Raw genomic sequence first — 22,051 nt, forward strand, 5'->3', positions numbered from 1 at the left:
GCAGCCGGTCAGGCGCCCGGCCCGGCGAAGGCGACGGACTTCACCAGCGCCCAGAGCCGCTGGCCCGGACGCAGGCCGAGGCGCGCCACGGCATCCCCGGTGATGCGCGCGAGCAGCACGGCCTGCCCCACCCGGAGCCGCAGCATGGCCTCATGCGGCGCGGCGGGATCGATCGCCTCCAACACCGCCGGCAGGACGTTCTGCACGGAGAGGCCGCGCGGCTCCTCGGTGGAGACGGAGATGTCGCGCGCGCGCACCCGGATGCGCAGCGCGGTGCCGGGCGCCTCCTCCCGCAGAGGTACGCGCAATTCGCCCCCCTCGAAGCGGAGCCGGGTCAGGCCGCGCAGGGGATCATGGCCGAGCACGGTGCAGGCCAGCAGGGCGCCTGCGTCCCGCCGGCTGGCCAACAGCGGCAGGTCCGTACGCGCGGCCAGGGTTTCGATCGGGCCGGCGGCGAGCACGCGGCCCGCTTCCATCAGCACGAGATGGTCGGCCAGCCGGTCCACCTCATCCAGCGCATGGGTCACGAGAAGGATGGGCAGGCGCAGCCTGTCGCGCACGCGGGCGAGATAGGGCAGCACCTCGGCCCGGCGCGGCGCATCGAGCGCGGCCAGCGGCTCGTCCATCAGCATCAGGCGTGGGCGCGAGAGAAGCGCGCGGCCGAGGGCGACGCGCTGCCTTTCCCCGCCGGAGAGCGCGGCGGGGCGCCGATGCAGGAGATGGCCGATGCCGAGAAGCGCGACCACCTCCTCCAGCGCCGGACCCTCCGCGCCGCGTGGTGCCCGGCGGAGGCCGTAGCGGAGATTCGTCTCCACCGAGAGGTGGGGAAACAGGCGCGCATCCTGGAATACCACGCCGCAGCGCCGCCGTTCCGGGGGGAGGACAAGGCGCGCCTCGGTGTCGAGCAACACCGTGCCGTCCAGCACCACGCGGCCTTCCTCCGGACGCAGCAGACCGGCCACGGCGGAGAGCAGCGTGGACTTGCCGCAGCCAGACGGGCCGAAGACGGCCGTCACGCCCGGCATCGGGGCGGCGAAGCGCGCCTCCAGCGCGAAGCCGGGGAAGCGGTGGCGGAGTGCGACCTCGAGCATCAGCGCACCGGTCGGCCGAGAAGCAGGGCGAGGCGCCGCCCGGCCAGATCCGCCAGCAGCAGCCCGGTCACGGCCAGGGCAAGGGAGACGGCCGCGAGCCTGGCCGCCGTGGCCTCGCCGCCCGGCGTCTGGGTGGCGCTGTAGATGGCCAGGGGCAGGGTCTGGGTTTCGCCGGGGATGTTGGAAGCAAAGGTGATGACGGCGCCGAACTCGCCCAGCCCCGCCGCGAAGGCGGTGATCGCGCCGGCGAGGATGCCGGGCGCGATGAGCGGCAGGGTGACCGTTACGAAGCGGTCGAGCGGCCCCGCGCCGAGGGTGCGCGCGGCCGCCTCCAGCCCCGGATCCACCGCATCGAGGCTGAGGCGCACCGCGCGCACGATGAGCGGGAAGGACATCACCGCCGTGGCGAGCGAGGCGCCGGCGGTGGTGAAGACCAGGCGGATTCCGAACCAGTCGTTCAGCAGGGAGCCGACGGGACCGCGCAGGCCGAAGGTGACGAGCAGGAGCCAGCCCACCACCACGGGCGGCATGACCAAGGGCAGGTGAACCAAGGCGTCCAGCAGCGCGCGCCCGGGAAAGCGCCCGCGCGCCAGCAGCCAGGCGACCAGCACGGCCGGCGGCAGGCCGAAGGCGACGGAGCGCAGCGCGACCGCCAGGCTGAGCCGGACGGCGCCCCATTCCTCCGGGGTCAGCACTATTCGGTGCGCAGCGCGAAGCCGAAGCGGCGATAGATGTCGGCGGCTTCGGGCCCGGTGGCGAAGGCAAGGAAGGCTCGCGCCTGGGCATGGCCGGCGGCGCGGCGGGTGAGGGCGAAGGGATAGGTGACGGCGGGATGGCTCTCCGGCGGGAACGTACCCAGCACCCTCACCCCGCGGGATGCCGCCGCGTCCGTCGCGTAAACGATGCCGAGAGGCGCCTCGCCGCGTTCGACGAGGAGGAGGGCGGAGCGGACATTGTCGGCGCGGGCCAGGCGTGGAAGCAGCGTGTTCCACTGCCCCATCCAGCTCAGTGCCGCCTGCGCATACTTCCCGACCGGCACATTGGACGGGTCGCCCGTGGCGATGCGCCCGGACGCGCCGAGCAGCGTGGCGAGGTCGGTGTTGCGCGCGAGAGTGGTGGGCGCGAGGGGGGTGTCCGCCGGGGCGATGAGCACGAGGGCATTGGCCAGGGGGCTGACGCGCGTCTCGTTCACGATCAGGTCGCGCTGCTGGAGATAGTCCATCCAGGGTTCGTCGGCGGAGGCGAAGAGATCGGCCGGCGCGCCCTGCTCGATCTGGCGTGCGAGGGCGGAGGAGGCGGCGAAGGAGAAGCGCGGCGCGGCGTGGCCCCGGACGCGCCAGGCCTCCCCGAGTGCCCGCATCGCATCCGTGAGGCTGGCGGCGGCGAAGACAGTGGGGCCGCCTTCCTGAGCCTTCGCCCTGGCGGGTAGCCCGGCTGGGAGCAGCAGGGCAGCCGCGAGGCCGCGCAGGACGAGGCGACGCATGGGAGGATCCACCGTTGTTCCCATCCGGATATATCGGCGGGCCCGGGGTCGTGCAACCGGCCTCCCGCCGGGGTCAGCGCCAGGGCGTCGGTGCGGGCCGGGCGGGTGTGTCCAGCGAGGGAGGAGCGGGGCGGGAGGGGGCCTGGCGTGCATCCTCCCAGGGGCGATCGGCCGCCGGGCGGGGAGGGTTTCCCGTCGCCACGCCGCGCGCCGTCTCGGCGGGACGGTCCGGTTCCGCGCCTCGTTCCGGCCACGGGCGGTCGGTGGCGCTGCGGGGCAGATCGTCGCGGTGCATCTCCCCCTGCACGGGCGGCTCTGGCCGCCGGGCCTGCTGCCGCAGCGCCGGTCGTGCCGGGGGGGAGGGGCGGAGCGCGCCGTAGCCGGGGCCGTAGCGCAGGACGTAGTCGGGAAGGGGAACGCGGCCGCCTTCCTGCCAGCGGCGGGCCTCGTGGCGACGGTGCCCCCGCCCATGCCCCCGGCCACGCCCGCGGCGGATCTCGCGGAAGGCCGGGCTGTCGCCGTCCCAGCCGGGATTGGCCCATCGGCGGCCATGCCCGCTCTCATCCTTCCACGGATCGGCCCGCGCGTCGGAGAGCGGCATCCAGCAGCCGGAGAGGAGAAAACCCAGTGCCCCGACCCGCAACCAACCCATCCGGTCCCGCCTCCCAGCGCATCAATCCATGAGGAAGAACGCAGGGGCGCGCCACAGGTCGCAGAGAGGAAGTGGATCTGCGTCAAGACCCTGCGGGAACGCCGCATTTCCTTGACTCGAACTGGACCATCCCAACAACATACGATATTCTAGTGAGTGGCACATTTGCTCGGTTCGGGGAGGGTCACATGAACGTGGAACTCTCGCGGCGCGGCTTCTTGAAAGTCGGTGGCGCGGGGGTTGCGGCAACGTCTCTGGGAGCGATGGGCTTCAGCGAGGCCGAGGCGGCCGTCGCCGCCCATGTCCGGCCCCTGAAGCTGGCGAACACCACAGAGACACGCAACACCTGCCCCTATTGCTCGGTCGCCTGCGGCGTCATCCTCTATGCGAAGGGTGACGTGCGGAAGGGCGAGAGGGCCGAAATCATCCATGTCGAGGGTGACGCGGACCATCCGACCAACCTCGGCACGCTCTGCCCCAAGGGCGCGGCGCTGAAGGACTTCATCCAGGCGCCGACCCGCCTGCAGCACCCGATGTGGCGCAAGCCCGGTTCCGACCGCTTTGAGCGGATCTCCTGGGATCAGGCGCTCGACCGCATCGCGCGGCTGATGAAGGAGGACCGCGACGCCAACTTCGTCGCGAAGAACGAAGCGGGCGTTCCGGTTAACCGGTGGACCACCACCGGCTTCCTAGCGGCCTCCGCCACCACCAACGAGACAGCCTGGGCGACCTTCAAGGTCGTGAAGGCTCTCGGGATCGTCGGATTCGATAACCAGGCGCGCGTCTGACACGGCCCTACGGTGTCCAGTTTGGGCCCGACTTTTGGCCGTGGTGCGATGACGAATTCCTGGACCGACATCCGGAACACCGACCTTGTTGTCGTCATGGGCGGCAATGCGGCGGAAGCGCATCCCTGTGGATTCAAGTGGGTGACCGAGGCGAAGGCGCATCGTGGCGCCAAGCTGATCGTGGTCGACCCGCGCTATACCCGCACGGCCTCCGTGTCGGATTTCTACGCGCCCATCCGCCAGGGAACCGACATCGCGTTCCTGCTGGGCGTGATCAAGTACTGCATCGACAACGACAAGGTGCAGTGGGAGTACACTAAGGCCTTCACCAACGCGTCCTACATCGTGAAAGAGGGCTTCGGTTACAGCGACGGCCTGTTCACGGGCTATGACGAGGAGAAGCGCGACTACAACCGGACGACCTGGGACTACGAAATTGGCGAGGACGGCTTCGCGGTCACGGACCCGACGCTGCAACACCCGCGCTGCGTCTGGAACCTGCTGAAGCAGCACGTCGCCGTCTACACGCCCGAGATGGTGGAGCGCATCTGCGGCACGCCGAGGGACAAGTTCCTCCGCGTCGCGCAGATGATCTCCGAGTGCTCGTCGCCCACGAAGACGATGACCTCGATGTATGCCCTGGGCTGGACCCAGCATTCGCACGGCGCGCAGAACATCCGCGCCATGGCGATGCTGCAGCTCATCCTGGGCAATATCGGCGTGCGCGGCGGTGGGATGAACGCGCTTCGCGGGCATTCCAACATCCAGGGCCTGACCGATATCGGCCTCATGTCGCACCTGCTCACCGGCTATCTGAACATGCCGACGGAGCAGGAGACCGACTTCGAGATCTATATGCGCAGCCGCCAGTTCCGGCCGCTCCGCCCGGGGCAGACGAGCTACTGGCAGAACTACCGGAAGTTCATGGTGAGCTTCCAGAAGGCCATGTGGGGCGACGCCGCGACGGCGGAGAACCAGTGGGGCTACGAGTTCCTGCCGAAGCTGGACGTGCCGGCCTATGACGTGCTGCGCATGTTCGAGCTGATGGGCGCGGGGCGGGTCAACGGCTACTTCTGCCAGGGCTTCAACCCCATGCTGGCCTTCCCCAATCGCGGGAAGATCACGGCCTCGCTCTCGAAGCTGAAGTTCCTCGTCACCATGGACCCGCTCGAGACCGAGACGGCGCGGTTCTGGGAGAATCACGGCGAGTACAACGAGGTCGACACTCGCTCGATCCAGACCGAGGTGTTCCAGCTCCCCACCACCTGCTTCGCGGAGGAGGAGGGCTCGCTCACCAATTCCGGGCGGTGGCTGCAGTGGCACTGGGCCGGTGGCTCGCCGCCGGGCGAGGCGAAGCACGACACCTGGATCATGGCGCAGATTTTCCTGCGCATGCGGGAGCTGTACCGGAAGGAGGGGGGCGCGTTCCCGGACCCCATCCTGAACCTCTCCTGGAACTACCATGATCCGAATGAGCCGGAGCCCGAGGAGCTGGCGAAGGAGATCAACGGTCGGGCCCTGACGGACCTGTCGGATCCCGCGGATCCGAGCCGGGTGCAGGTCGCGGCCGGGAAGCAGCTGCTTAACTTCTCGCAGCTGCGCGACGACGGCTCCACCATGTGCGGCGTCTGGATTTACTCCGGCTGCTGGAACGAGGCCGGCAACAACATGGCTCGCCGGGGGACCGAGGACCCCGACGGCACGGGTGCCTATCTCAACTGGAGCTTCGCCTGGCCGCTCAACCGGCGCACGCTGTACAACCGTGCCTCGGCCGACCTGCAGGGCAGGCCCTGGGATCCCAGCCGCAAGCTGCTGGAATGGGATGGGACGAAGTGGACCGGCTATGACGTGCCGGACATCGCGCCGACCGCCAGGCCTGACCAGGTGATGCCCTTCATCATGAACCAGGAAGGGGTCTCGCGCCTCTTCACCCGGGGCATGCTGCGGGACGGGCCCTTCCCGGCGCATATGGAGCCGTTCGAGAGCCCGGTGCCGAACGTGATGAACCCGCGCATGCGGGGCAATCCGGTCGCTCGCGTGTTCCAGAGCGACCTCAGCCAGTTCGGCAATGCGGACGAGTTCCCCTTCGCGGCGACCTCCTACCGGCTCACCGAGCACTTCCACTACTGGACGAAGCACAACCGGGTGAATGCCGCGCTGCAGCCCGAGTTCTTCGTCGAGATCTCGGAGGAGCTCGCGGCGCTGCGGCAGGTGGTGAATGGCGGCTGGGTGCGCGTCTGGTCCAAGCGTGGCTCGGTGAAGGCCAAGGCGGTCGTCACCAAGCGCATCCGCCCGCTGAACTGCGACGGACGCGTGGTCCATGTGGTGGGCATCCCGCTACACTGGGGCTTCGTGGGCGCGGCGAAGAAGGGCTTCGGCCCGAATTCGCTCAGCCCCTTCGTCGGTGACGCGAACATCGAGACGCCGGAATACAAGGCGTTCCTGGTGAATCTCGAACCCACCACGGCGCCGGGAGTGCAGTCATGAGCGACAGCCCTCGCACGGCGGTCAGCAACCCGCCGACCCAGCCCATGGTCAGCAATCTGGGCCCGGCCGACCTGATCCGCCGTTCGGCGACGGAGGACCTGCCGCCGCCGCAGCGGCAGCTCACCCCCGTGGCCAAGCTGATCGATGTCTCCAAATGCATCGGCTGCAAGGCGTGCCAATCCGCCTGCGTGGAGTGGAACGACACCACGCCGGCGGTGGGGGAGAATGTGGGCGTCTACACGAACCCGCACGACCTTACCGAGAACATGTTCACGCTGATGCGGTTCACCGAATGGGTGAACCCGTCGACGGACAATCTCGAATGGCTCATTCGCAAGGATGGCTGCATGCATTGCGCCGATCCGGGCTGCCTGAAGGCTTGCCCGGCACCCGGCGCCATCGTGCAGTACACGAACGGCATCGTGGACTTCATCCACGAGAACTGCATCGGCTGCGGCTATTGCGTGAAGGGCTGTCCCTTCAACATCCCCCGCATCTCGAAGGCGGATCACCGGGCCTACAAGTGCACACTCTGCTCCGACCGCGTGGCGGTGGGGCAGGGGCCGGCCTGCGCGAAGGCCTGCCCGACCCAGGCGATCGTCTTCGGCACCAAGGAGGACATGACGCGCCATGCGGAGGGGCGGATCGCGGACCTGAAGTCCCGCGGCTACGCCAATGCCGGGCTTTACGACCCGCCGGGCGTGGGCGGCACGCATGTGATGTATGTGCTGCACCACAACGACAAGCCGCATATTTATGCGGACCTGCCGGACAACCCGCGGATCTCGCCGGTGGTGCAGACCTGGAAGGGGCTGACCAAGTATGTCGGCCTCGCGGCCATGGGCTTCATGGCGGCGGGCAGCCTCATCCACGGCGTCTTCGCGCGGCCCAACCGCGTGTCGAAGGAGGATGAGGAGAGCGCCGAGAAGCTGGTCGAGACCACGATCGGCCAGCCCGTCCCGGAGGCTTCCTCCAGCAACGGGGAGCGTGGCTGATGGTCGAGCGCATCCAGCCCGGCGACGCCATCCATCCGGGCAAGCCGGTCACGGTGGACCGCTACGGCGTCGCCGCGCGGGTCAACCACTGGATCACGGCGGCCAGCCTCATCCTGCTGGCCCTGTCCGGCCTCGCCCTGTTCGATCCGTCGCTCTTCTTCCTCACGGCGCTGTTTGGCGGCGGGCAGAACACGCGGGCCTTCCATCCCTGGATCGGCGTCGTCCTCTTCGTCAGCTTCTTCGTCTTCTTCTTCCAGCTCTGGCGGGCCAACCTGCCGGCCAGCGTGGACTGGGTGTGGCTGACCCGGCTGAAGGACGTGGTCACCGGCCATGAGGAGAACCTGCCCGAGTTCGGCAAGTACAATGCCGGGCAGAAGGTGATCTTCTGGTCGATGGCCTTCCTGATCCTGGTGCTGATCGCCACGGGGCTGATGATTTGGGAGCAGTATTTCGCGCCCTACACCTCCATCCCCACACGCCGCATCGCGGTGCTGGCGCATGCTATCTCGGCCGTGCTGATCATTTGCGTCTTCATCCTGCACGTCTACGCGGCCATCTGGACGCGGGGCACGCTGCGGGCGATGACGCGGGGCTCGGTGACGGGCGGCTGGGCCTGGCGCCATCATCGCAAGTGGCTGCGGGAACTGGTGGGGCAGCGGAAGATCGGCCCGGCCGAATAACCCCTTCAAACACGCCGTGGCCGGTTCGGCCCGCGAGGTAACATGTCCGGAACCAACGCTCTGCAGCCCGATCCTTCCGCGATCGGGCGGCTCATCAGGCCCGCCTTCGCCATCCTGCCCGATCCGCCCCGGCTGTTCCGCCAAAGGGCGGAGCGGTTCGGGGTGCTGGCGGAGGCGGGGGAACTCGCTCCCTATCTTCGCTTCCTCGGGCGGATTTGCGACGTGCAGGCGCAGCTGGCCGAGGCGCTGCCGGCGCCCGAGCCGATCCCCGCCGCGCAGATCGAGCGCGCGCGGGAGAACAGGATGCCCCCGCTCGACCGCGCCACGCTGGTGAACGCTCCCGCCCTGCGCGGGGCCGTCACCCGCTTCCTGGAAGCGATGGAGCCGGTGGAGATGCCGGCCCAGGCCCGCGACGCGCTGGACTGGCTGCGGCGCACCACCCCCGAGGTGCTGGGCGGGATGCTCGGCCATGTCATGGCCGACGCCATTCCCTTCGACAGCCTGCCCCAGCACCTCTTCCTCTCGGCGGCGGCGCAGGTGGATGCGGCCCGGCGCGCTGCGACGCTCGATGCGGCGCAGCTGGTGCCCCTGGAAACCGGCCTCTGCCCGGTTTGCGGCGGGCCCCCTGTGTCCTCCCTCGTCGTGGGGCGCCCGGGGGCGGAGGGGTCGCGCTACGCGGCCTGCGCCTTCTGCGGTACCCAGTGGAACGAGGTCCGCATCAAGTGCCTCGCCTGCGGCTCCACCAAGGGCATCGGCTACAAGGCGCCCGAGGGGGAGGAGGGGCAGGCGACGGTGAAGGCCGAGACCTGCGATTCCTGCCGCAGTTGGGTGAAGATCCTGTACCAGGACCGGAACCCGGCCCTGGAGCCGGTCGCGGACGACGTGGCCAGCCTTGGCCTCGACATGCTGATGCAGGGCACGGAATACCGGCGCGCCGGCTTCGACCCCTTCCTGCTGGGCTACTGAGCCGTGGAGAAGGCGGCGCTGCGCGCGCTTCCCTCGGTGGATCGTGTCTTGGGGATGCCCGAGGCGGCCGGGCTGGTTTCGCGCTTCGGCCGGGCAGAGGTGACCGCCGCCATCCGCGCCGCCCTGGCCGAGGCAAGGGCCGGGCAGGGCGCGCTGCCCACGGCGCCGGAGGTCGCGGCGGCGGCGGGCGCGGCGCTGGAGCGCCGGCACCGGTCCAACCTGCGCCCGCTCTTCAACCTCACCGGCACCGTGCTGCACACGAATCTCGGCCGCGCGCTGCTGGCCGAGGCGGCGGTCGAGGCGGCCACCGCGGCCATGCGTGATGCGGTGGCGCTGGAATTTGACCTGGAGACGGGCCGGCGCGGCGAGCGCGATGACCATCTGCGCGCGCTGCTCTGCGAGCTGACGGGCGCCGAGGATGCGACGCTGGTCAACAACAACGCCGCGGCCGTGCTCATCGCCCTGAACACGCTGGGCGCGGGGCGGGAGGCGATCGTTTCCCGCGGCGAGCTGATCGAGATCGGCGGCGCCTTCCGCATGCCCGACATCATGGCCCGGGCCGGGGTGACGCTGGTCGAGGTGGGAACCACCAACCGCACCCATCCGAAGGACTACCGCGCGGCGCTGCGGCCCGAGACCGGGCTGGTGCTGAAGGTCCACACCTCGAACTACCGGATCGAGGGCTTCACGGCGGAGGTGGAGGGCCCCGCCCTCGCCGCCATCGCGCATGAGGCAGACGTGCCGCTGCTGAACGACCTCGGCTCCGGCACGCTGGTGGACCTCTCCCGCTGGGGGCTGAAGAAGGAGCCGACGGTGCGGGAGGCGGTGGCGGAGGGGGCTGATCTCGTCACCTTCTCCGGTGACAAGCTGCTCGGCGGGCCGCAGGCCGGGTTCATCGTGGGGCGGCGGGACCTGATCGCGGCGATCAACCGCAACCCGATGAAGCGCGCCCTGCGCGTGGACAAGATCCGCATCGCAGCACTCGCTGCGACCCTCGCGCTGTATCGCGATCCGGACCGGCTCGCCGAGCGCCTCCCCACCCTGGGGCTGCTCGCGCGCCCCGCGGCGGAGGTCGAGGCGCTGGCCCAGCGCGTGGCGCCGCATCTCGCGCGCGCCCTGCCGGACGCCTTTTCCGTCACGGTCTGCACCTGCCGCAGCCAGATCGGCTCCGGTGCGCTGCCGCTGGATACGCTGCCGAGCGCCGGGCTGCGCATCGATGCCCCTGGCGGCCGGGTGCTCGAGGCCGTGGTACGGGCGCTCCGGGAGCTGCCGCGCCCCGTCATCGGGCATGTCCATGACGGCGCGCTGGTGCTGGACCTGCGTTGCTTGACGGATGAGGCCGGCTTCGTCGCCAACCTCGCCTCTCTTTCTGCTGCGCATGGGCTGGCTTGACCGGTTCCGGCGCGCCCCCGCGCCGCTGCCCGACCCGATGGAGGAGGCCCTGGCCGCCTTCCGCGCCGGAGACCACGCCACGGCGCTAGCCCTGTGGGAGCCGCTCGCACGGGCCGGCGATGCGCGGGCGCAGGCGAATATCGGCGCCTGCTTCGCCGAAGGGCTGGGCGTGCCGGCGGATGCGCCGCTCGCGCTGAAATGGCTCAACCTGGCGGCCGAGGCGGGGCATCCGCCTGGCCAGCGGAACCTGGCCGCCCTGTTCCTGCGCGGCGGCCGCGGCGTGGAGGTGGATTTCGCCCGCGCGGCCGATCTCTACCGCCGAGCCGCCGAGGCCGGGGATGCGCTGGCGCAGGACATGCTGAGCTGGATGCTGCTGGAGGGCGAGGTGATGCCGCCCGACCCGGCGGAGGCGCGCCGCTGGGCGCTGAAGGCGGCCGAGGGCGGCGTCGCCGCTTCCATGACGCGGCTGGGCATGCTGCACCATCATGCCATGGGCGTGGAGCGTGACGTGGCCGAGGCCGCGCGCTGGTGGCGGATGGCGGCCGAGCGTGGGGATGCGGATGGGCAGGCGATGCTCGGTGCCGCCCATCACCTCGGCGCCGGGGTGGCGCGCGACGGCGTCGCCGCCCTGGCCTGGCTGCTCCGCGCCGAGGCCGGTGGCAGCGAGCTGGCCCGCCCCTTCCTCAACCCCGTCCGCGCGGGCCTGCCGCCCGGGGATATCGCGGAGGCGGAGCGCCGGGCCGCCGCGCCGCTGCCGGAGGCCGCCGCATGATCATCGGCACCGCCGGCCATATCGACCACGGCAAGACGGCACTCGTGCAGTCCCTCACCGGCGTCGATACCGACCGGCTGAAGGAGGAGAAGGCGCGCGGCATCACAGTCGATCTCGGCTTTGCCTATGTCGGCCAGGGGGACCGGGTCACCGGCTTCGTGGATGTCCCGGGCCATGAGCGCTTCGTCCACACGATGCTGGCCGGGGCGAGCGGGATCGACTTCGCGCTGCTCGTCGTCGCGGCCGATGACGGGGTGATGCCGCAGACGCGCGAGCATCTCGCCATCCTCGACCTGCTGGGCATCGGGCGCGGGATCGTGGTGCTCAGCAAGGCGGATCTGGCCGATGCCGAGCGCCGCACCGCTGTGGCCCAGGAGATCCGCGCCACCCTGGCCGGCACGTCGCTGGAGGGTGCGCCCATCCTCCCGGTTTCGGTGCGGACGGGGGAGGGGGTCGAGGCGCTGAAGGCCGCTCTCGCGCGGGCGGAGGAGGACACCCCGGCGGCGGGCGACCAAGGCGCCTTTCGCCTCGCCGTGGACCGCAGCTTCACCCTGTCGGGCGCCGGCACGGTGGTGACGGGCACGGTGCTCTCCGGCGCGGTGTCGGTGGGGGATCAGGTCATGGTCAGCCCGCGCGGCATCCCGGCGCGGGTGCGCTCCATCCATGCCCAGAACCGGCCGGCGGAGCGGGGCGTGGCCGGGCAGCGCTGCGCCCTGAACCTGGCGGGGGAGGGGATCAGCAAGGAGGCTGTCGCGCGCGGCGACATGGTTCTGGATCCGTCGCTGCACGCGCCGACGGACCGGATCGACGCGCATTTCCGCGTGCTGGGGAGCGAGCCCAAGGCGCTCGGCACCTGGTTCCCCGCGCGGCTGCACCATGCGAGCGCCGAGGTCGGCGCCCGGCTCGTTCCCCTGGGCGATCCGATGGAGCCGGGTGGCGGAGGCTTCGTCCAGCTCGTGCTGGACCGCCCGATCGCCGCCGCCATCGGGGACCGCTTCATCCTCCGCGACGTCTCGGCCCAGCGGACGATCGGCGGCGGCCGGTTCCTCGACCTGCGCGCCCCGGCGCGTAAGCGGCGCACGCCGGAGCGCCTGGCCCAGCTGGAGGCGCTCTCGGCGCGCGACCCCACCGAGGCGCTGGCCCGGCTGCTCGAGGTCCCGCCCTATCAGGCCGAACTGTCTGGCTTTGCGCGGGACCACGCGCTGACTGCCGCTGAGGGCGCCGCCATCGTCCAAGGGCTGGGTGCGTTGACGCTGGATGCCGTGGGCCAGCGCCATGTCCTCTCCCACGGGCAGTGGGACCGGTTCCGCGAGAACCTGCTCGCGGCCATCGGCCAGCATCACGAGGAGAACCCGGACCAGCAGGGCATCGGGCGCGAGCGGCTGCGGATGCTCGTCCAGCCTCGCCTCCCGGCCGCCGCCTTCCGCGCGGCGCTGGAGCGGGAGGCGCGGGCCGGCGCCGTGGTGCTGGAAGGCGCCTTCCTCCGCCTGCCCGGCCATGAGGTGCGGTTGGACCCGGAGGACGAAGCGCTTTTCGCGCGCATCATGCCCCTGTTGCTGGGCGAAGCGCGCTTCCGCCCGCCGCGTGTACGAGACATCTCCAACCTGTTCGAACATCCCGAGATGGAGGTCCGTCGGGTGCTGAAGGCCTGCGCGCGGCTGGGCCGGGTGGACCAGATCGCCCACGACCACTTCTTCGCCCGCGCCACCACGGCGGAGATGGTGGAGATCGCGAAGGATGTGGCGCGTGGAGCCGACGCTGGCTGGATTTCCGCCGCCGCCTTCCGCGACCGGATGGATAACGGCCGGAAGGTCGCCATCCAGATCCTGGATTTCCTGGATCGGCAGGGCGTGACCTTGCGCCGCGGCGACCTGCGGCGCATCAATCCCCATCGGGCAGACCTGTTCGGTTCGCCCGCCGATGATGGCCTTGGAGGAGAAGCGTCCCCGGTGGGGCGTCCGGACTTCAAATCCGGGTGGGGCAGCGAGACTGTCCCGGGTGGGTTCGACTCCCATTCTCTTCCGCCATCCGGGAATCGCCCATGACCGTGCCCGCCGAAACCGATTTCGACGACTGGCTGATCGGAACCTTTGGCGAGGTCGGGTCCTTCACGATGCTCTTCGTGCTGGTCCGGATCACGGAAACCACGGTGGAGCCGCTGCGCTCGGCCTGGCTGCATGTGGTGGGGGACGAGACGCGCTGGCCGGATATGGCGGCGCTCTTCGCCGGTGCCGGGGTGGCCTGGTCAGGCGCGGTGTTCTTCCGTGCGGGGCGCGAGGGCCTGGTGGAGGACAGCGAGGCACGTGCCCGCCTCTCCGCCCTGACACGCAAGCTGCACGAGGACCGTTCCCTGATCCGCGACGGCGAGTTCTTCAACGCGGACGGGCTGCGGCTTCAGATCGAGGAGATGAAGCGGCACTGACGCCAATTCTGGTCTGTCTGTTTGTCCGGGGGAGAGGAAGAAGGAATTCTTCCTCTCCCCGGACCCCTCACCATCATCTTTCTCTTCACGTTTGGATTCACTCGTCAGGCGGTGCGCCTGAGGTCCACTACCTCAGGCGACTGCAAGCGCAGGATCAATCCCCTCCAACCAGAGACCCCTTCGATCCGGGGCATCCACGGCAGTCAGACGGGGTTCCAAGGGCCTCAGGCCCTTGGCGGGTGAGGGCGGAGCCCTCGGCTTTATTGATAGCGCGCCGGCTCAGCAGGCCGAGGCCGGGCGAGCCGGGGCGGAGAAGGGGTCCAGACCGCGCGCGGTGGGAGGCTGCCAGGTGCGGGAGGCCTGGGTGGCGCCGCTGGGGTTCGTCCCGATATGGGAGCCGCCCGTGCCGCCGCTCCAGCCCGTGGAGCCCGCATTGCCTGGCGCCGTGCCGTCGCCGCTGCCGCGTGCCGGCGGGGTGGCCGCTTCGGCTTTGCCGGCCGCGTTGCAGCCTGGCCCTTCGAGGCTCTGCGCCGAGCGCGGCTGGCCGGCGGCCCCGCCCTGGGCCAGGGCCGGCGCGGCGAGGGCCAGCGTGGCCAGCATGGCGATCATGCCCGGTTGAAAGCGCATTCCACCCTCCTCCATCGCGGGGCCTGGGCCCTGCATTCTTCCAGCCGGGCGCGGATCAGCCCTTCTGCCCGGAACGCGCGACGCCGCCTCCGGTCACCGTCACCCCCGGTTCTCCGGCAGTCGCCGTGCCGATGCGGCGCGCGAGAGGATAGCCGGCGGCCACGATGCGCTCCACCAGATCGTCGGCGGCTTCCGGGTCGCAGGCGATCAGCAGGCCGCCCGAGGTTTGCGGGTCGGTCAGCAGCATGCGCCCGGCATCGGGCAGGCCGGGCGGCAGGGTGACCGATGCGCTGTAGCTGTCCCAGTTGCGGTGGGAGGCGCCGGTGACGAAGCCCTGCCCGGCGAGGCTGGCGGCATGGGCGAGGAACGGCACCGCCTCCATCCCGATCGTCAGCCGCAGCCCCGAGCCGCGCGCCATTTCCAGCGCATGGCCCAGCAGGCCGAAGCCAGTCACATCGGTGATGCCATGCACGGCGGGGTCCTCCGCGAGCGCCGCGCCCACGCGGTTCAGCAGCGTGGTGGAGGCGATCATCTCCTCATAGGCGCCGTCGGGCAGGGCGCCCTTCTTGATGGCGGCGGAGTAGATGCCGATGCCGATGCCCTTGGTCAGGATCAGCGCATCCCCCGGCCGCGCCCCGCTGTTGCGCCTGATGCGGTCCGGGTGGCCGAGCCCGATCACGGCCAGGCCGTAGATCGGCTCGGGGGAATCGATCGAATGGCCGCCGGCCACGGGGATGCCAGCCTCGGCGCAGACCGAGGCACCGCCCTGCAGGATCTCGCGCACCGTGGCGGGATCCAGCTTGTTCACGGGGATGCCGAGGATGGCGAGGGCCATGATCGGCTTGCCGCCCATCGCGTAGATGTCGGAGATCGCGTTGGTGGCGGCGATCCGGCCGAAGTCGCGGGGGTTGTCCACCATCGGCATGAAAAAGTCGGTGGTCGCGATCACCGCGAGCTTCTCGTCGACCTGCCAGACGGCGGCGTCATCCGCCGTCTCGGTCCCGACAAGGAGCTGGCTGAAGCCCGCGGCCATCGGCTGGTCCGCCAGCAGGCTCTGGAGCACGGAAGGGGCGAGCTTGCAGCCGCAGCCGCCGCCATGCGCGAGCTCGGTCAGCCGGATCGTGGTCGCATCCATGGCGTCCTCCATGTTCTTCGTCCCTGCCGGCGAGGATGGGGAACCCGACAGTGGGACAGCCCGCGCGCGGCGGGGCGATGAAGCGTTTTGAGCCGGGAGGGCGGGAGCCGCAAGCCAGCCAGGCGGGGAGTGGCGGCAGGAAAGCGCGGCGCGAACGACCATCCGGGGAGGCTCCAGGGCGAAGCAGGCTTGAGCCGAGGGCCGCCATGATCCAGAGCGGGGCGACCACATGCGTTGGGAAAGATCACCCGCAGAATGCCACGGCTCCTCGTGCTCGGCTTTTCCAACACCGCCCTCCGGGCCGGATATACCGGCCCCCTGAAGACCCTTCTCGCGGAGCGGCACCCGGAGCTGGAGCTGTTCGTCTGCGGCCTGGGCGGGCTCAGCCCCCATGTCGTGCCCGTTGCCTTTGACCGCATGCAGCAGCGGCACGGACCCTTCAGCCATGTGGTGCTGGAGATCGCTACCTCGGTCTATGCCCGCAGCACGACGGATACGCCGGAGCAGGCCGGGCAGCTCATCCTGGACTGCCTGAACCGGGCGGCGGAAGCCGGCGCGCGTCCGGCGCTTCTGCACCTGTTCCGGACGGATCTGACGGTGGCGCGCCTGCCCTTCGCCCGGCTGCTCACCGAGGCCGCGACCGAGCATGGCTATCCGGTGGTGGATCTGGCCGAGGGCCTCGTTCAGCGGAAGGGCGAGGAGTTCGTGCGCGGGCTGCTGCGCGACACAGTGCACACCACCCCCGAAGGAAGCCTCTTCCAGGCCGAGGAACTGCTGGCCGCGCTGGACGGCTGGCTGCGGAGCACGGTGCCCGCCACCGTTCCGCCGCGTCCCGCGCTGCGGCGGCTTGGCCTTGCGCTCCACCTCTCCGCGGGGCGCGCGGGCCTTTTCCACTGGCAGGACTTCCTGTGCGAGACCGGCGTGATCGAGGCTGGGGAGAACCTGACACTGGCGCTGCCGGAGCCGCTGCGCGTCTTCGGCCTGACCTATCTCGTGGGGCCGAGGACCGGCCGGCTCGAATTCGGGCTCGACGAGCGGATCGTGCCGATCGAGGCCTTCGACGAGCATGCGCATTTCACCCGGCTCGGGCTGCGTGTGCTGCCCCCGGCGCAGCAGGGCCCGGTGCGGCGCGTCTCCATCCGTCAGGATCCGGCCATGCCGCAAGTTGTCCTGAAGCGCGGGACGCCGGATCACGGGCCGCGCGAGGGGCAGGTGGTGGACCTTCTCCACCTCGGCTGATTCGCCGCGGCGGCGGCGTCGTGGCTTGCGCGGCCAGGCTGAAACGATAGCCTGTGACGACGTTGAGTCATTCGGCACGGCAAAGCACCGCCGGGTCTGACGAAAGGGGGGAGCCGGCGTTGGGATCGGGCGTTCGCGAGCTGCGGACCGGCAACCGCCATAGGGGTGGACCGGGCTGGAATGGCGAAGGGCCGGGTTCATTCGCCAGGGAACCGGGCCGCGCATGCTGAAGGGCTCGGTCGGCGTCGTCATCCCGAACTACAACTACGCCCGCTACCTGCCCGAGCGCCTTGCCTCCATCGCGGCGCAGGGCGAGCCGGTGGGCGAGATCACCTTTCTCGACGATGCCTCCACGGACAACAGCATGGCGGTGGCGGAGCCGCTGCTTGCGCGCTTCGAGTGCCCGGTCTCGATCCTTCGCAACGACGCGAATTCCGGTTCCGTGCTGCGCCAATGGGCGCGCGGGCTGGAGCGGACCACCACCCCCTATCTCTGGATCGCCGAGGCGGATGACGCGGCGGAGCCGGGGATGCTGGAGGCGCTGGCGGGCCGTCTGGCCGCGGATCCGGCGAGTGTCTTCGCCTTCGCCGACACGGCGGCCATAGGACCGGCCGGCGAGGTGATCGAGGACAGCGGGAAACGCTACAGCGCCGCCATGGGCGATCAGGCGCTCGAACGCGACGCCGTGTTCCCGGCCGCCGATTTCCTGCGCCGCTGCCTCTCCCCGCGCAACCTGGTGGTGAGCGCGAGCGCCGTGCTATGGCGCACCGAGGCGCTGCGGGCGGTCTTCGCGCGGCTCGGGGGCGAGGTGGACCGGTGGCGCTGCGTCGGCGACTGGCGGATCTATATCGAGGCGGTGCGCGGGGAGGGGCGGGTGCAGTATGAGGCCCGCCCCTTCAGCCGCCACCGCCGCCATGGCGGCAGCGTCACCGGCTCCGCCCCGCCCGCGCGCCACTTCGCCGAGGTGGTGGCGCTGCACGCCATGCTGCGGCGGTTCCTTGCGGAAGACCCGGCCTGCGAGGCGCGGATGCGCCACCATCTCGCCGACCTGCGCCGCGCCTGGAAGCTGGGGTGACGGGCCGGCCGCCGGGGACGGCGGCCGGCGTCGTTCAGCCTTTCGCGGCCTCGCCCGGGGCCTGATCGGGCGGAATCAGCAGCCAGCTCTGGCGGCTCGACTGCACGGTGAAGCCGTGCTCGGCCGCGAAGGCCTTCACATGCTCCTGCATCCGCAGCACGCCCTTCTCGTCCGGCCAGAGCCAGTCATCCCCGCAGAGCACGGCGTTGGGGAAGAGCTTATAGGCGGCATCGAGGTCGTCGCGGTGCTTGCCGGCGTCGATATAGATCAGCTCCGGGACGATGCCGCGCACATGGAGGTAGCTCAGCGCCTCCGGCGAATGGCGGCGCACGGGGTAAAAGCGCTGCTTGTAGAGCCGCACATTGTTCATCGCGACGCAGAAATTACCGTGGCGGCGGAGGTTGGCGACGATGGTCGCCACCTGCTCGTCGCCCAGGTGCCACACGCTGCGCGACTGGATCGGGTCCAGCGCCATCCGCTCGATATAGGCGGCCCAGTTGCCGTCCCATGGGTCCACGCCGATGATCGTCAGCTTGTCGGAGCTGCGCAGCCACTGGAGGGTGGAGCCGCAGAGAAAGCAGCCCACCTCCACCATCAGCTGGATGTTCCGCTTGCGGATGGTGTCAAAGATGATCTCCCGCCCGCCGCGGCCATTGCCGTCCAGGGCGAGGAAGAAGGGCTCGATCTCGCCATAACCGAATTCCGGCCAGGGATTGTCGCGCAGCAGCGCCTTTAGCCCGAGATTGATGCGGGAGACCGGCCCGGTGCCCTCGCCCACCGCCTCCCGGGCCGTGCGCTTGTCGGTTTTGGGGGGCGTTCCCGTCATGGAATCCGCATCGGCCACGGGGCTGCTCCTTCCGAAGTCATGGGCCAGTTCTATCCGCCATCGCTGGCTGCGGGTGAAGGGGGGCCGCTTCCCTCGTTGCCAGCAGGCCCTCCGCCCAGGCGGCCTTCGCGGCCTGCCGGCGGACCTTGCCGCTGGAGGTGCGGGGGAGGGCGCCGTGCCGCAGCAGGGCGAGATGCGGCACCACCCCGTGCCGCTCCGCCACCAGGGCGGACAGGGCGGGGATGACGGCGGCGGCCGCCTCGAGGTCCCGGTTGCCGGTTTCGCAGAGCACGACCAGCCGTTCCTCGTTCCCGGCCCCGATCACGCCGAAGGCGGCGGCGGCCAGGACCTCCTCATCCAGCGCGGCCTCCAGCAGCGTGCCCTCGATATCCGTGGCGTGCAGCTTGCGGCCATGGATCGCGACCACGTCCTTCAGCCGGTCGAGCACCACCAGTTCGCCCTCCAGCACCGCGCCGAGGTCCCCGGTGCGGAGGAAGTGCTTTCCGACGGCCTCGAAGCCACCGGGATGCGGAAGCACCGCACGCGTCTCGCCGCACCAGAAGCCGGGCGAGACATGCGGGCCCGCGACGCAGATTTCGCCCTCCCGGCCCTCATCAGGGGCATGGGCGCCCGCTTCGTCGGCGAGGAGGAGGTCGCAGCCCGGCGCGGGCCGGCCGAGCGCCACGCGTGAAGCCCCGGCATCGCCCGCGCGCCCGACCAGGCGCAGGCCCGATCCAGCATCCCGGCCCGTGACCAGGAGCGTCGCCTCCGCGAGCCCGTAGCAGGGCAGGAAGGCGGAGGGGCGGAAGCCGGCCGGGGCGAAGCGGGCCGCAAAATCCTGTAGCACCCGTTGGCGGATGGGCTCGGCGCCGCAGAAGGCCACCGTCCAGGCGGAGAGGTCGAGCGCGCGGAGATCGGCTTCCGAAACGCGGCGCGTCAGCAGTCCGTAGCCGAAGCTCGGCCCGCCCGCCGTGGTGGCCCCGTGCCGCGCGATCGCGCGCAGCCAGCGCAGCGGGCGCTGCAGGAAGGCCATGGGCGGCATGAGCACGGCCAGCGCCCCCAGCAGCACCGGCTCCAGGATGGCGCCGATCAGGCCCATGTCGTGATGATGCGGCAGCCAGCTCACGCCGATCCCGCCCGCATCCAGGCCGAAGCGCTGCCGGATCATCGCGAGATTGGCCGCGATGTTCCCGTGGGTGAGCACGATGCCTCGCGGGCTGCGGGTGGAGCCTGAGGTGTATTGCACAAAGGCCGGGGCTTCCGGCGGCGGCATGGGGGGCAGGGCATGCGCCGCCCGCAGCAGGCGGGGCAGGGCGATGGTGCGCGCCGCGGCCCAGGGGGCCCCCGCATCCTCCTCGCCCGCCACGATCATCGCATCGGGCTGGGCATCGGCCATGAGGAGCGCGAGGCGCTCCCGCTGGTCCGCCATGACCGGGCGCAGCATGGGCACCGCCACGGCGCTGACGCGCAGGCAGGCCAGGAAGGCGGCGATGAAGCCCAGGCCCGGCGGGAAGACGAGGGCGAGAGTGCAGCCCGCGAGCCCTTCCGCCGCCAGGCCGCGCGCGATCTGGTCCACCTCGCGCGCCAGCATCGGCCAGCTCAGCCGCTCCGTGACCTCCTCGCCCCGGCCGAGAAAGAGGAAGGCGTCGCGCTCGCCACGGGACTGGGCATGGCTCTCCAACGCGGCGAGCACGCCGACCGGCTGGTTCATGCCGTCATCCGCCCTGGCCACGGTCGCGCTGGATGGCCGCCGAGACATTCGCCATGGCGTTTCGGAGCATGCGGGAATGCCGGGCCACCGCGTCGGGGTGGAACTCGCCCTCGGGCCGCTGCTCCAACTCGAAATGCCCGTGGTCGCGCCCGCGCACCAGCGCCGCCGTGCCGCGGCGCGGCCCCTCCTGGCGCAGATGGCCGGCGATGTAGCGGATGGCGAAGCCCACGCGCCGCCGGCCCGAGCTGTTCGGCTTCGAGCCATGGACGAGGAGAAGGTGGTGCAGCGACATCTCCCCGGGCGCGAGGACCACGTCCACCGCCTCCGCCTCATCCACCTCGACCAGGATCTCCTCGCGCCCCGGCAGCATGTTGTGGCGGTCCTTGTTGTCGCCATGGGCCAGGGGCGTGAGATGCGTGCCGGGCACGATGCGCATCCCGCCATTCTCGGGGGTTGAGGGAGTGAAGGCTACCCAGGCGGTGACGGCGGTGGGTTCCGACAGGCCCCAATAGGTGGCGTCCTGGTGCCAGGGCACGTTGGCGGGGTCGGCGGCGTTCTTCGCGAAGAAGCTTGAGGCCCAGCAGAGGATGTCGGGGCCCAGCACATCCTCCACGGCATCCAGGATGCGCGGGTCGTGCACCATGTCCCACAGCGAGGGGACGAGGAGGTGGATCTTGTAGTTCACCGCCGGCGGCAGGCGCCCGGCGCGCGCGGCCTCCATCGCCTCCAGCCCGGCGAGATGCCCGGCCATCTCCTCCTCGGGGAAGGCGCGGATCGGGAAGACCGCGCCTTCGCGCCGGTAGCGCTCCACCATGGCCGGGGAAAGCCGCACGCCTAGCCCTCCGCCGGACCGGCCGCGTCGCCCTTGTTCTCCGGCGCGAAGATCACCTCCATGCCGCGGCGGAGGACGGCGCGGTGTCGGGCCACCGCATCGGGGTGGAAATCACCCTCCGGCGCGAGTTCGGGATCGAAATGGCCGAAATCCTTTCCGCGCACATGAGTCGCGGAGTTGCGCCGCCGATTCTGCCGCGTGGAGGCGGGGATGTAGCGGATGGCGAAGCCGGTCCGCCGCGTCTGGCCTTGATTGGGCGCCGAACCGTGGATCACGAGCGCGTGATGTATCGACATTTCGCCGGGAGCCAGGACAACGTCGATCGCGCGGTCCTCGTCGATTGGCCGCATCACATGCTCCCGGCGGCCGAGCATGTTGGCGGCGTCCTGCGTATGCCCATGCGGAAGCTGCTCGGCATGCGTGCCCGGCAGCATGCGCACGCAGCCCGTTTCCGGCGTGCTCGGCGTCAGCGCGATCCAGGCGGTCACGGCCTCGGGCGAGGAGAGGTCCCAATGCGTGGCGTCCTGGTGCCAGGAGACGTAGCGCCCGTCATCCGCCCGCTTGGAGATGAAGCTGGTGCCCCAGCAGAGAAGGTCGGGGCCGAGGATGTCCTCCACAGGACCGACGATCCGTGGGTCATGCACCAGGTCCCAGAGCCAGGGGAGAAGCAGGTGCGGCTTGGCATTCGCGGCCGGCGGCAGCCGCCCGGCCCGCGCGCCCTCCAGTTCCTCGAGGCGCGCATGGAGCCCCGCCGCCTCGGCCTCCTCCAGCACGCGCAGCGGGAAGACCACGCCATCGCGCCGGAAACCCTCGAGCTGCGCCTCATCCAGTCGCTTCGGCAAGCGGAAGTCCTTTCCCTGCGGCCGCACTATGGCGGA

The 22,051-nt window shown here is 70.7% G+C and carries 19 protein-coding genes, 1 tRNA gene and 1 pseudogene; 11 read left to right on the forward strand and 10 right to left on the reverse strand.

The features are described from left to right. Positions 1-8 precede the first annotated feature (8 nt). The 4 genes from modC to BUB97_RS01700 all read right to left on the reverse strand — a co-directional run bounded on the left by modC (position 9) and on the right by BUB97_RS01700 (position 3,217). Positions 9-1,091, reverse strand: coding sequence for a molybdenum ABC transporter ATP-binding protein (gene modC, locus BUB97_RS01685; protein ID WP_073130736.1), 1,083 nt, complete (start codon positions 1,089-1,091; stop codon positions 9-11). Further along, entirely contained in the window at positions 1,091-1,786 is a 696-nt protein-coding gene (gene modB, locus BUB97_RS01690; RefSeq protein ID WP_073130738.1) for a molybdate ABC transporter permease subunit, read from the reverse strand. Before modB ends, modC begins: the two co-directional genes overlap by 1 nt. Further along, entirely contained in the window at positions 1,786-2,574 is a 789-nt protein-coding gene (gene modA, locus BUB97_RS01695; RefSeq protein ID WP_073130740.1) for a molybdate ABC transporter substrate-binding protein, read from the reverse strand. Before modA ends, modB begins: the two co-directional genes overlap by 1 nt. A 73-nt stretch (positions 2,575-2,647) precedes the next feature. Further along, complete coding sequence (locus BUB97_RS01700; protein WP_073130743.1) at positions 2,648-3,217, reverse strand: hypothetical protein; 570 nt, start codon at positions 3,215-3,217, stop codon at positions 2,648-2,650. Positions 3,218-3,414: 197 nt separating this feature from the next. On the opposite strand from BUB97_RS01700, the gene fdnG reads away from it, so the two are divergent. The 9 genes and pseudogenes from fdnG to BUB97_RS01750 all read left to right on the forward strand — a co-directional run bounded on the left by fdnG (position 3,415) and on the right by BUB97_RS01750 (position 13,728). Next, the gene (gene fdnG, locus BUB97_RS01710; RefSeq protein ID WP_139281277.1) at positions 3,415-6,501 is read left to right on the forward strand and encodes a formate dehydrogenase-N subunit alpha; all 3,087 of its coding nucleotides are present in this window, start codon (positions 3,415-3,417) and stop codon (positions 6,499-6,501) included. A gap of 44 nt (positions 6,502-6,545) precedes the next feature. Beyond that, positions 6,546-7,496, forward strand: a complete 951-nt coding sequence (gene fdxH / locus BUB97_RS01715) for a formate dehydrogenase subunit beta (protein WP_175562536.1) — start codon at positions 6,546-6,548, stop codon at positions 7,494-7,496. Next, on the forward strand, positions 7,496-8,176 hold the full coding sequence (locus BUB97_RS01720) for a formate dehydrogenase subunit gamma (protein WP_073130752.1): 681 nt from the start codon (positions 7,496-7,498) through the stop codon (positions 8,174-8,176). Before fdxH ends, BUB97_RS01720 begins: the two co-directional genes overlap by 1 nt. A gap of 42 nt (positions 8,177-8,218) precedes the next feature. Next, on the forward strand, positions 8,219-9,142 hold the full coding sequence (gene fdhE / locus BUB97_RS01725) for a formate dehydrogenase accessory protein FdhE (RefSeq protein ID WP_073130754.1): 924 nt from the start codon (positions 8,219-8,221) through the stop codon (positions 9,140-9,142). A 3-nt stretch (positions 9,143-9,145) separates the two neighbouring features. Further along, on the forward strand, positions 9,146-10,534 hold the full coding sequence (gene selA / locus BUB97_RS01730) for an L-seryl-tRNA(Sec) selenium transferase (protein WP_073130756.1): 1,389 nt from the start codon (positions 9,146-9,148) through the stop codon (positions 10,532-10,534). Continuing rightward, a complete protein-coding gene (locus BUB97_RS01735) occupies positions 10,521-11,306 on the forward strand; it encodes a tetratricopeptide repeat protein (protein ID WP_073130758.1) in 786 nt (261 codons plus the stop codon). The genes selA and BUB97_RS01735 overlap by 14 nt, the downstream gene beginning before the upstream one ends. Continuing rightward, positions 11,303-13,129: pseudogene (gene selB / locus BUB97_RS01740) on the forward strand (selenocysteine-specific translation elongation factor); the annotation flags it as partial. The gene BUB97_RS01735 and the pseudogene selB, both read left to right, overlap by 4 nt. A 108-nt stretch (positions 13,130-13,237) precedes the next feature. Then, positions 13,238-13,333: transfer RNA gene (locus BUB97_RS01745), tRNA-Sec, on the forward strand. 14 nt (positions 13,334-13,347) lie between these two features. After that, entirely contained in the window at positions 13,348-13,728 is a 381-nt protein-coding gene (locus BUB97_RS01750) for a hypothetical protein (RefSeq protein ID WP_073130760.1), read from the forward strand. A 279-nt stretch (positions 13,729-14,007) separates the two neighbouring features. On the opposite strand, the gene BUB97_RS01755 is transcribed toward BUB97_RS01750, so the two are convergent. Both BUB97_RS01755 and selD read right to left on the reverse strand, forming a co-directional pair. Beyond that, positions 14,008-14,355 (reverse strand): hypothetical protein, encoded by a 348-nt coding sequence (locus tag BUB97_RS01755; RefSeq protein ID WP_073130762.1) that lies wholly within the window; start codon positions 14,353-14,355, stop codon positions 14,008-14,010. A gap of 55 nt (positions 14,356-14,410) precedes the next feature. After that, positions 14,411-15,490, reverse strand: coding sequence for a selenide, water dikinase SelD (selD, locus tag BUB97_RS01760; RefSeq protein WP_073131088.1), 1,080 nt, complete (start codon positions 15,488-15,490; stop codon positions 14,411-14,413). 255 nt (positions 15,491-15,745) lie between these two features. On the opposite strand from selD, the gene BUB97_RS01765 reads away from it, so the two are divergent. Together BUB97_RS01765 and BUB97_RS01770 are read left to right on the forward strand one after the other, a co-directional pair. Then, positions 15,746-16,729 (forward strand): SGNH/GDSL hydrolase family protein, encoded by a 984-nt coding sequence (locus BUB97_RS01765; protein ID WP_073130764.1) that lies wholly within the window; start codon positions 15,746-15,748, stop codon positions 16,727-16,729. A gap of 223 nt (positions 16,730-16,952) precedes the next feature. After that, positions 16,953-17,804 carry a glycosyltransferase family 2 protein gene (locus BUB97_RS01770; protein WP_073130766.1) on the forward strand — a complete coding sequence of 284 codons (852 nt, stop codon included), beginning with the start codon at positions 16,953-16,955 and terminating at the stop codon, positions 17,802-17,804. 34 nt (positions 17,805-17,838) lie between these two features. Here the strand turns inward: BUB97_RS01770 and BUB97_RS01775 are convergent, their stop codons facing one another. Genes BUB97_RS01775 through BUB97_RS01790 form a run of 4 tightly spaced genes read right to left on the reverse strand, consistent with a single transcriptional unit; the run spans position 17,839 to position 22,015 of the window. Continuing rightward, positions 17,839-18,648, reverse strand: a complete 810-nt coding sequence (locus BUB97_RS01775) for a hypothetical protein (protein ID WP_073130768.1) — start codon at positions 18,646-18,648, stop codon at positions 17,839-17,841. Positions 18,649-18,667: 19 nt separating this feature from the next. Next, a complete protein-coding gene (locus BUB97_RS01780) occupies positions 18,668-20,341 on the reverse strand; it encodes a fatty acyl-AMP ligase (protein WP_073130770.1) in 1,674 nt (557 codons plus the stop codon). Between the two features lie 4 nt (positions 20,342-20,345). Then, entirely contained in the window at positions 20,346-21,173 is an 828-nt protein-coding gene (locus BUB97_RS01785) for a phytanoyl-CoA dioxygenase family protein (RefSeq protein WP_217659544.1), read from the reverse strand. Between the two features lie 2 nt (positions 21,174-21,175). After that, the gene (locus BUB97_RS01790; RefSeq protein WP_073130772.1) at positions 21,176-22,015 is read right to left on the reverse strand and encodes a phytanoyl-CoA dioxygenase family protein; all 840 of its coding nucleotides are present in this window, start codon (positions 22,013-22,015) and stop codon (positions 21,176-21,178) included. Positions 22,016-22,051 lie beyond the last annotated feature (36 nt).

The organism is Muricoccus roseus, from assembly GCF_900141905.1.
GTDB lineage: Bacteria > Pseudomonadota > Alphaproteobacteria > Acetobacterales > Acetobacteraceae > Roseomonas > Roseomonas rosea.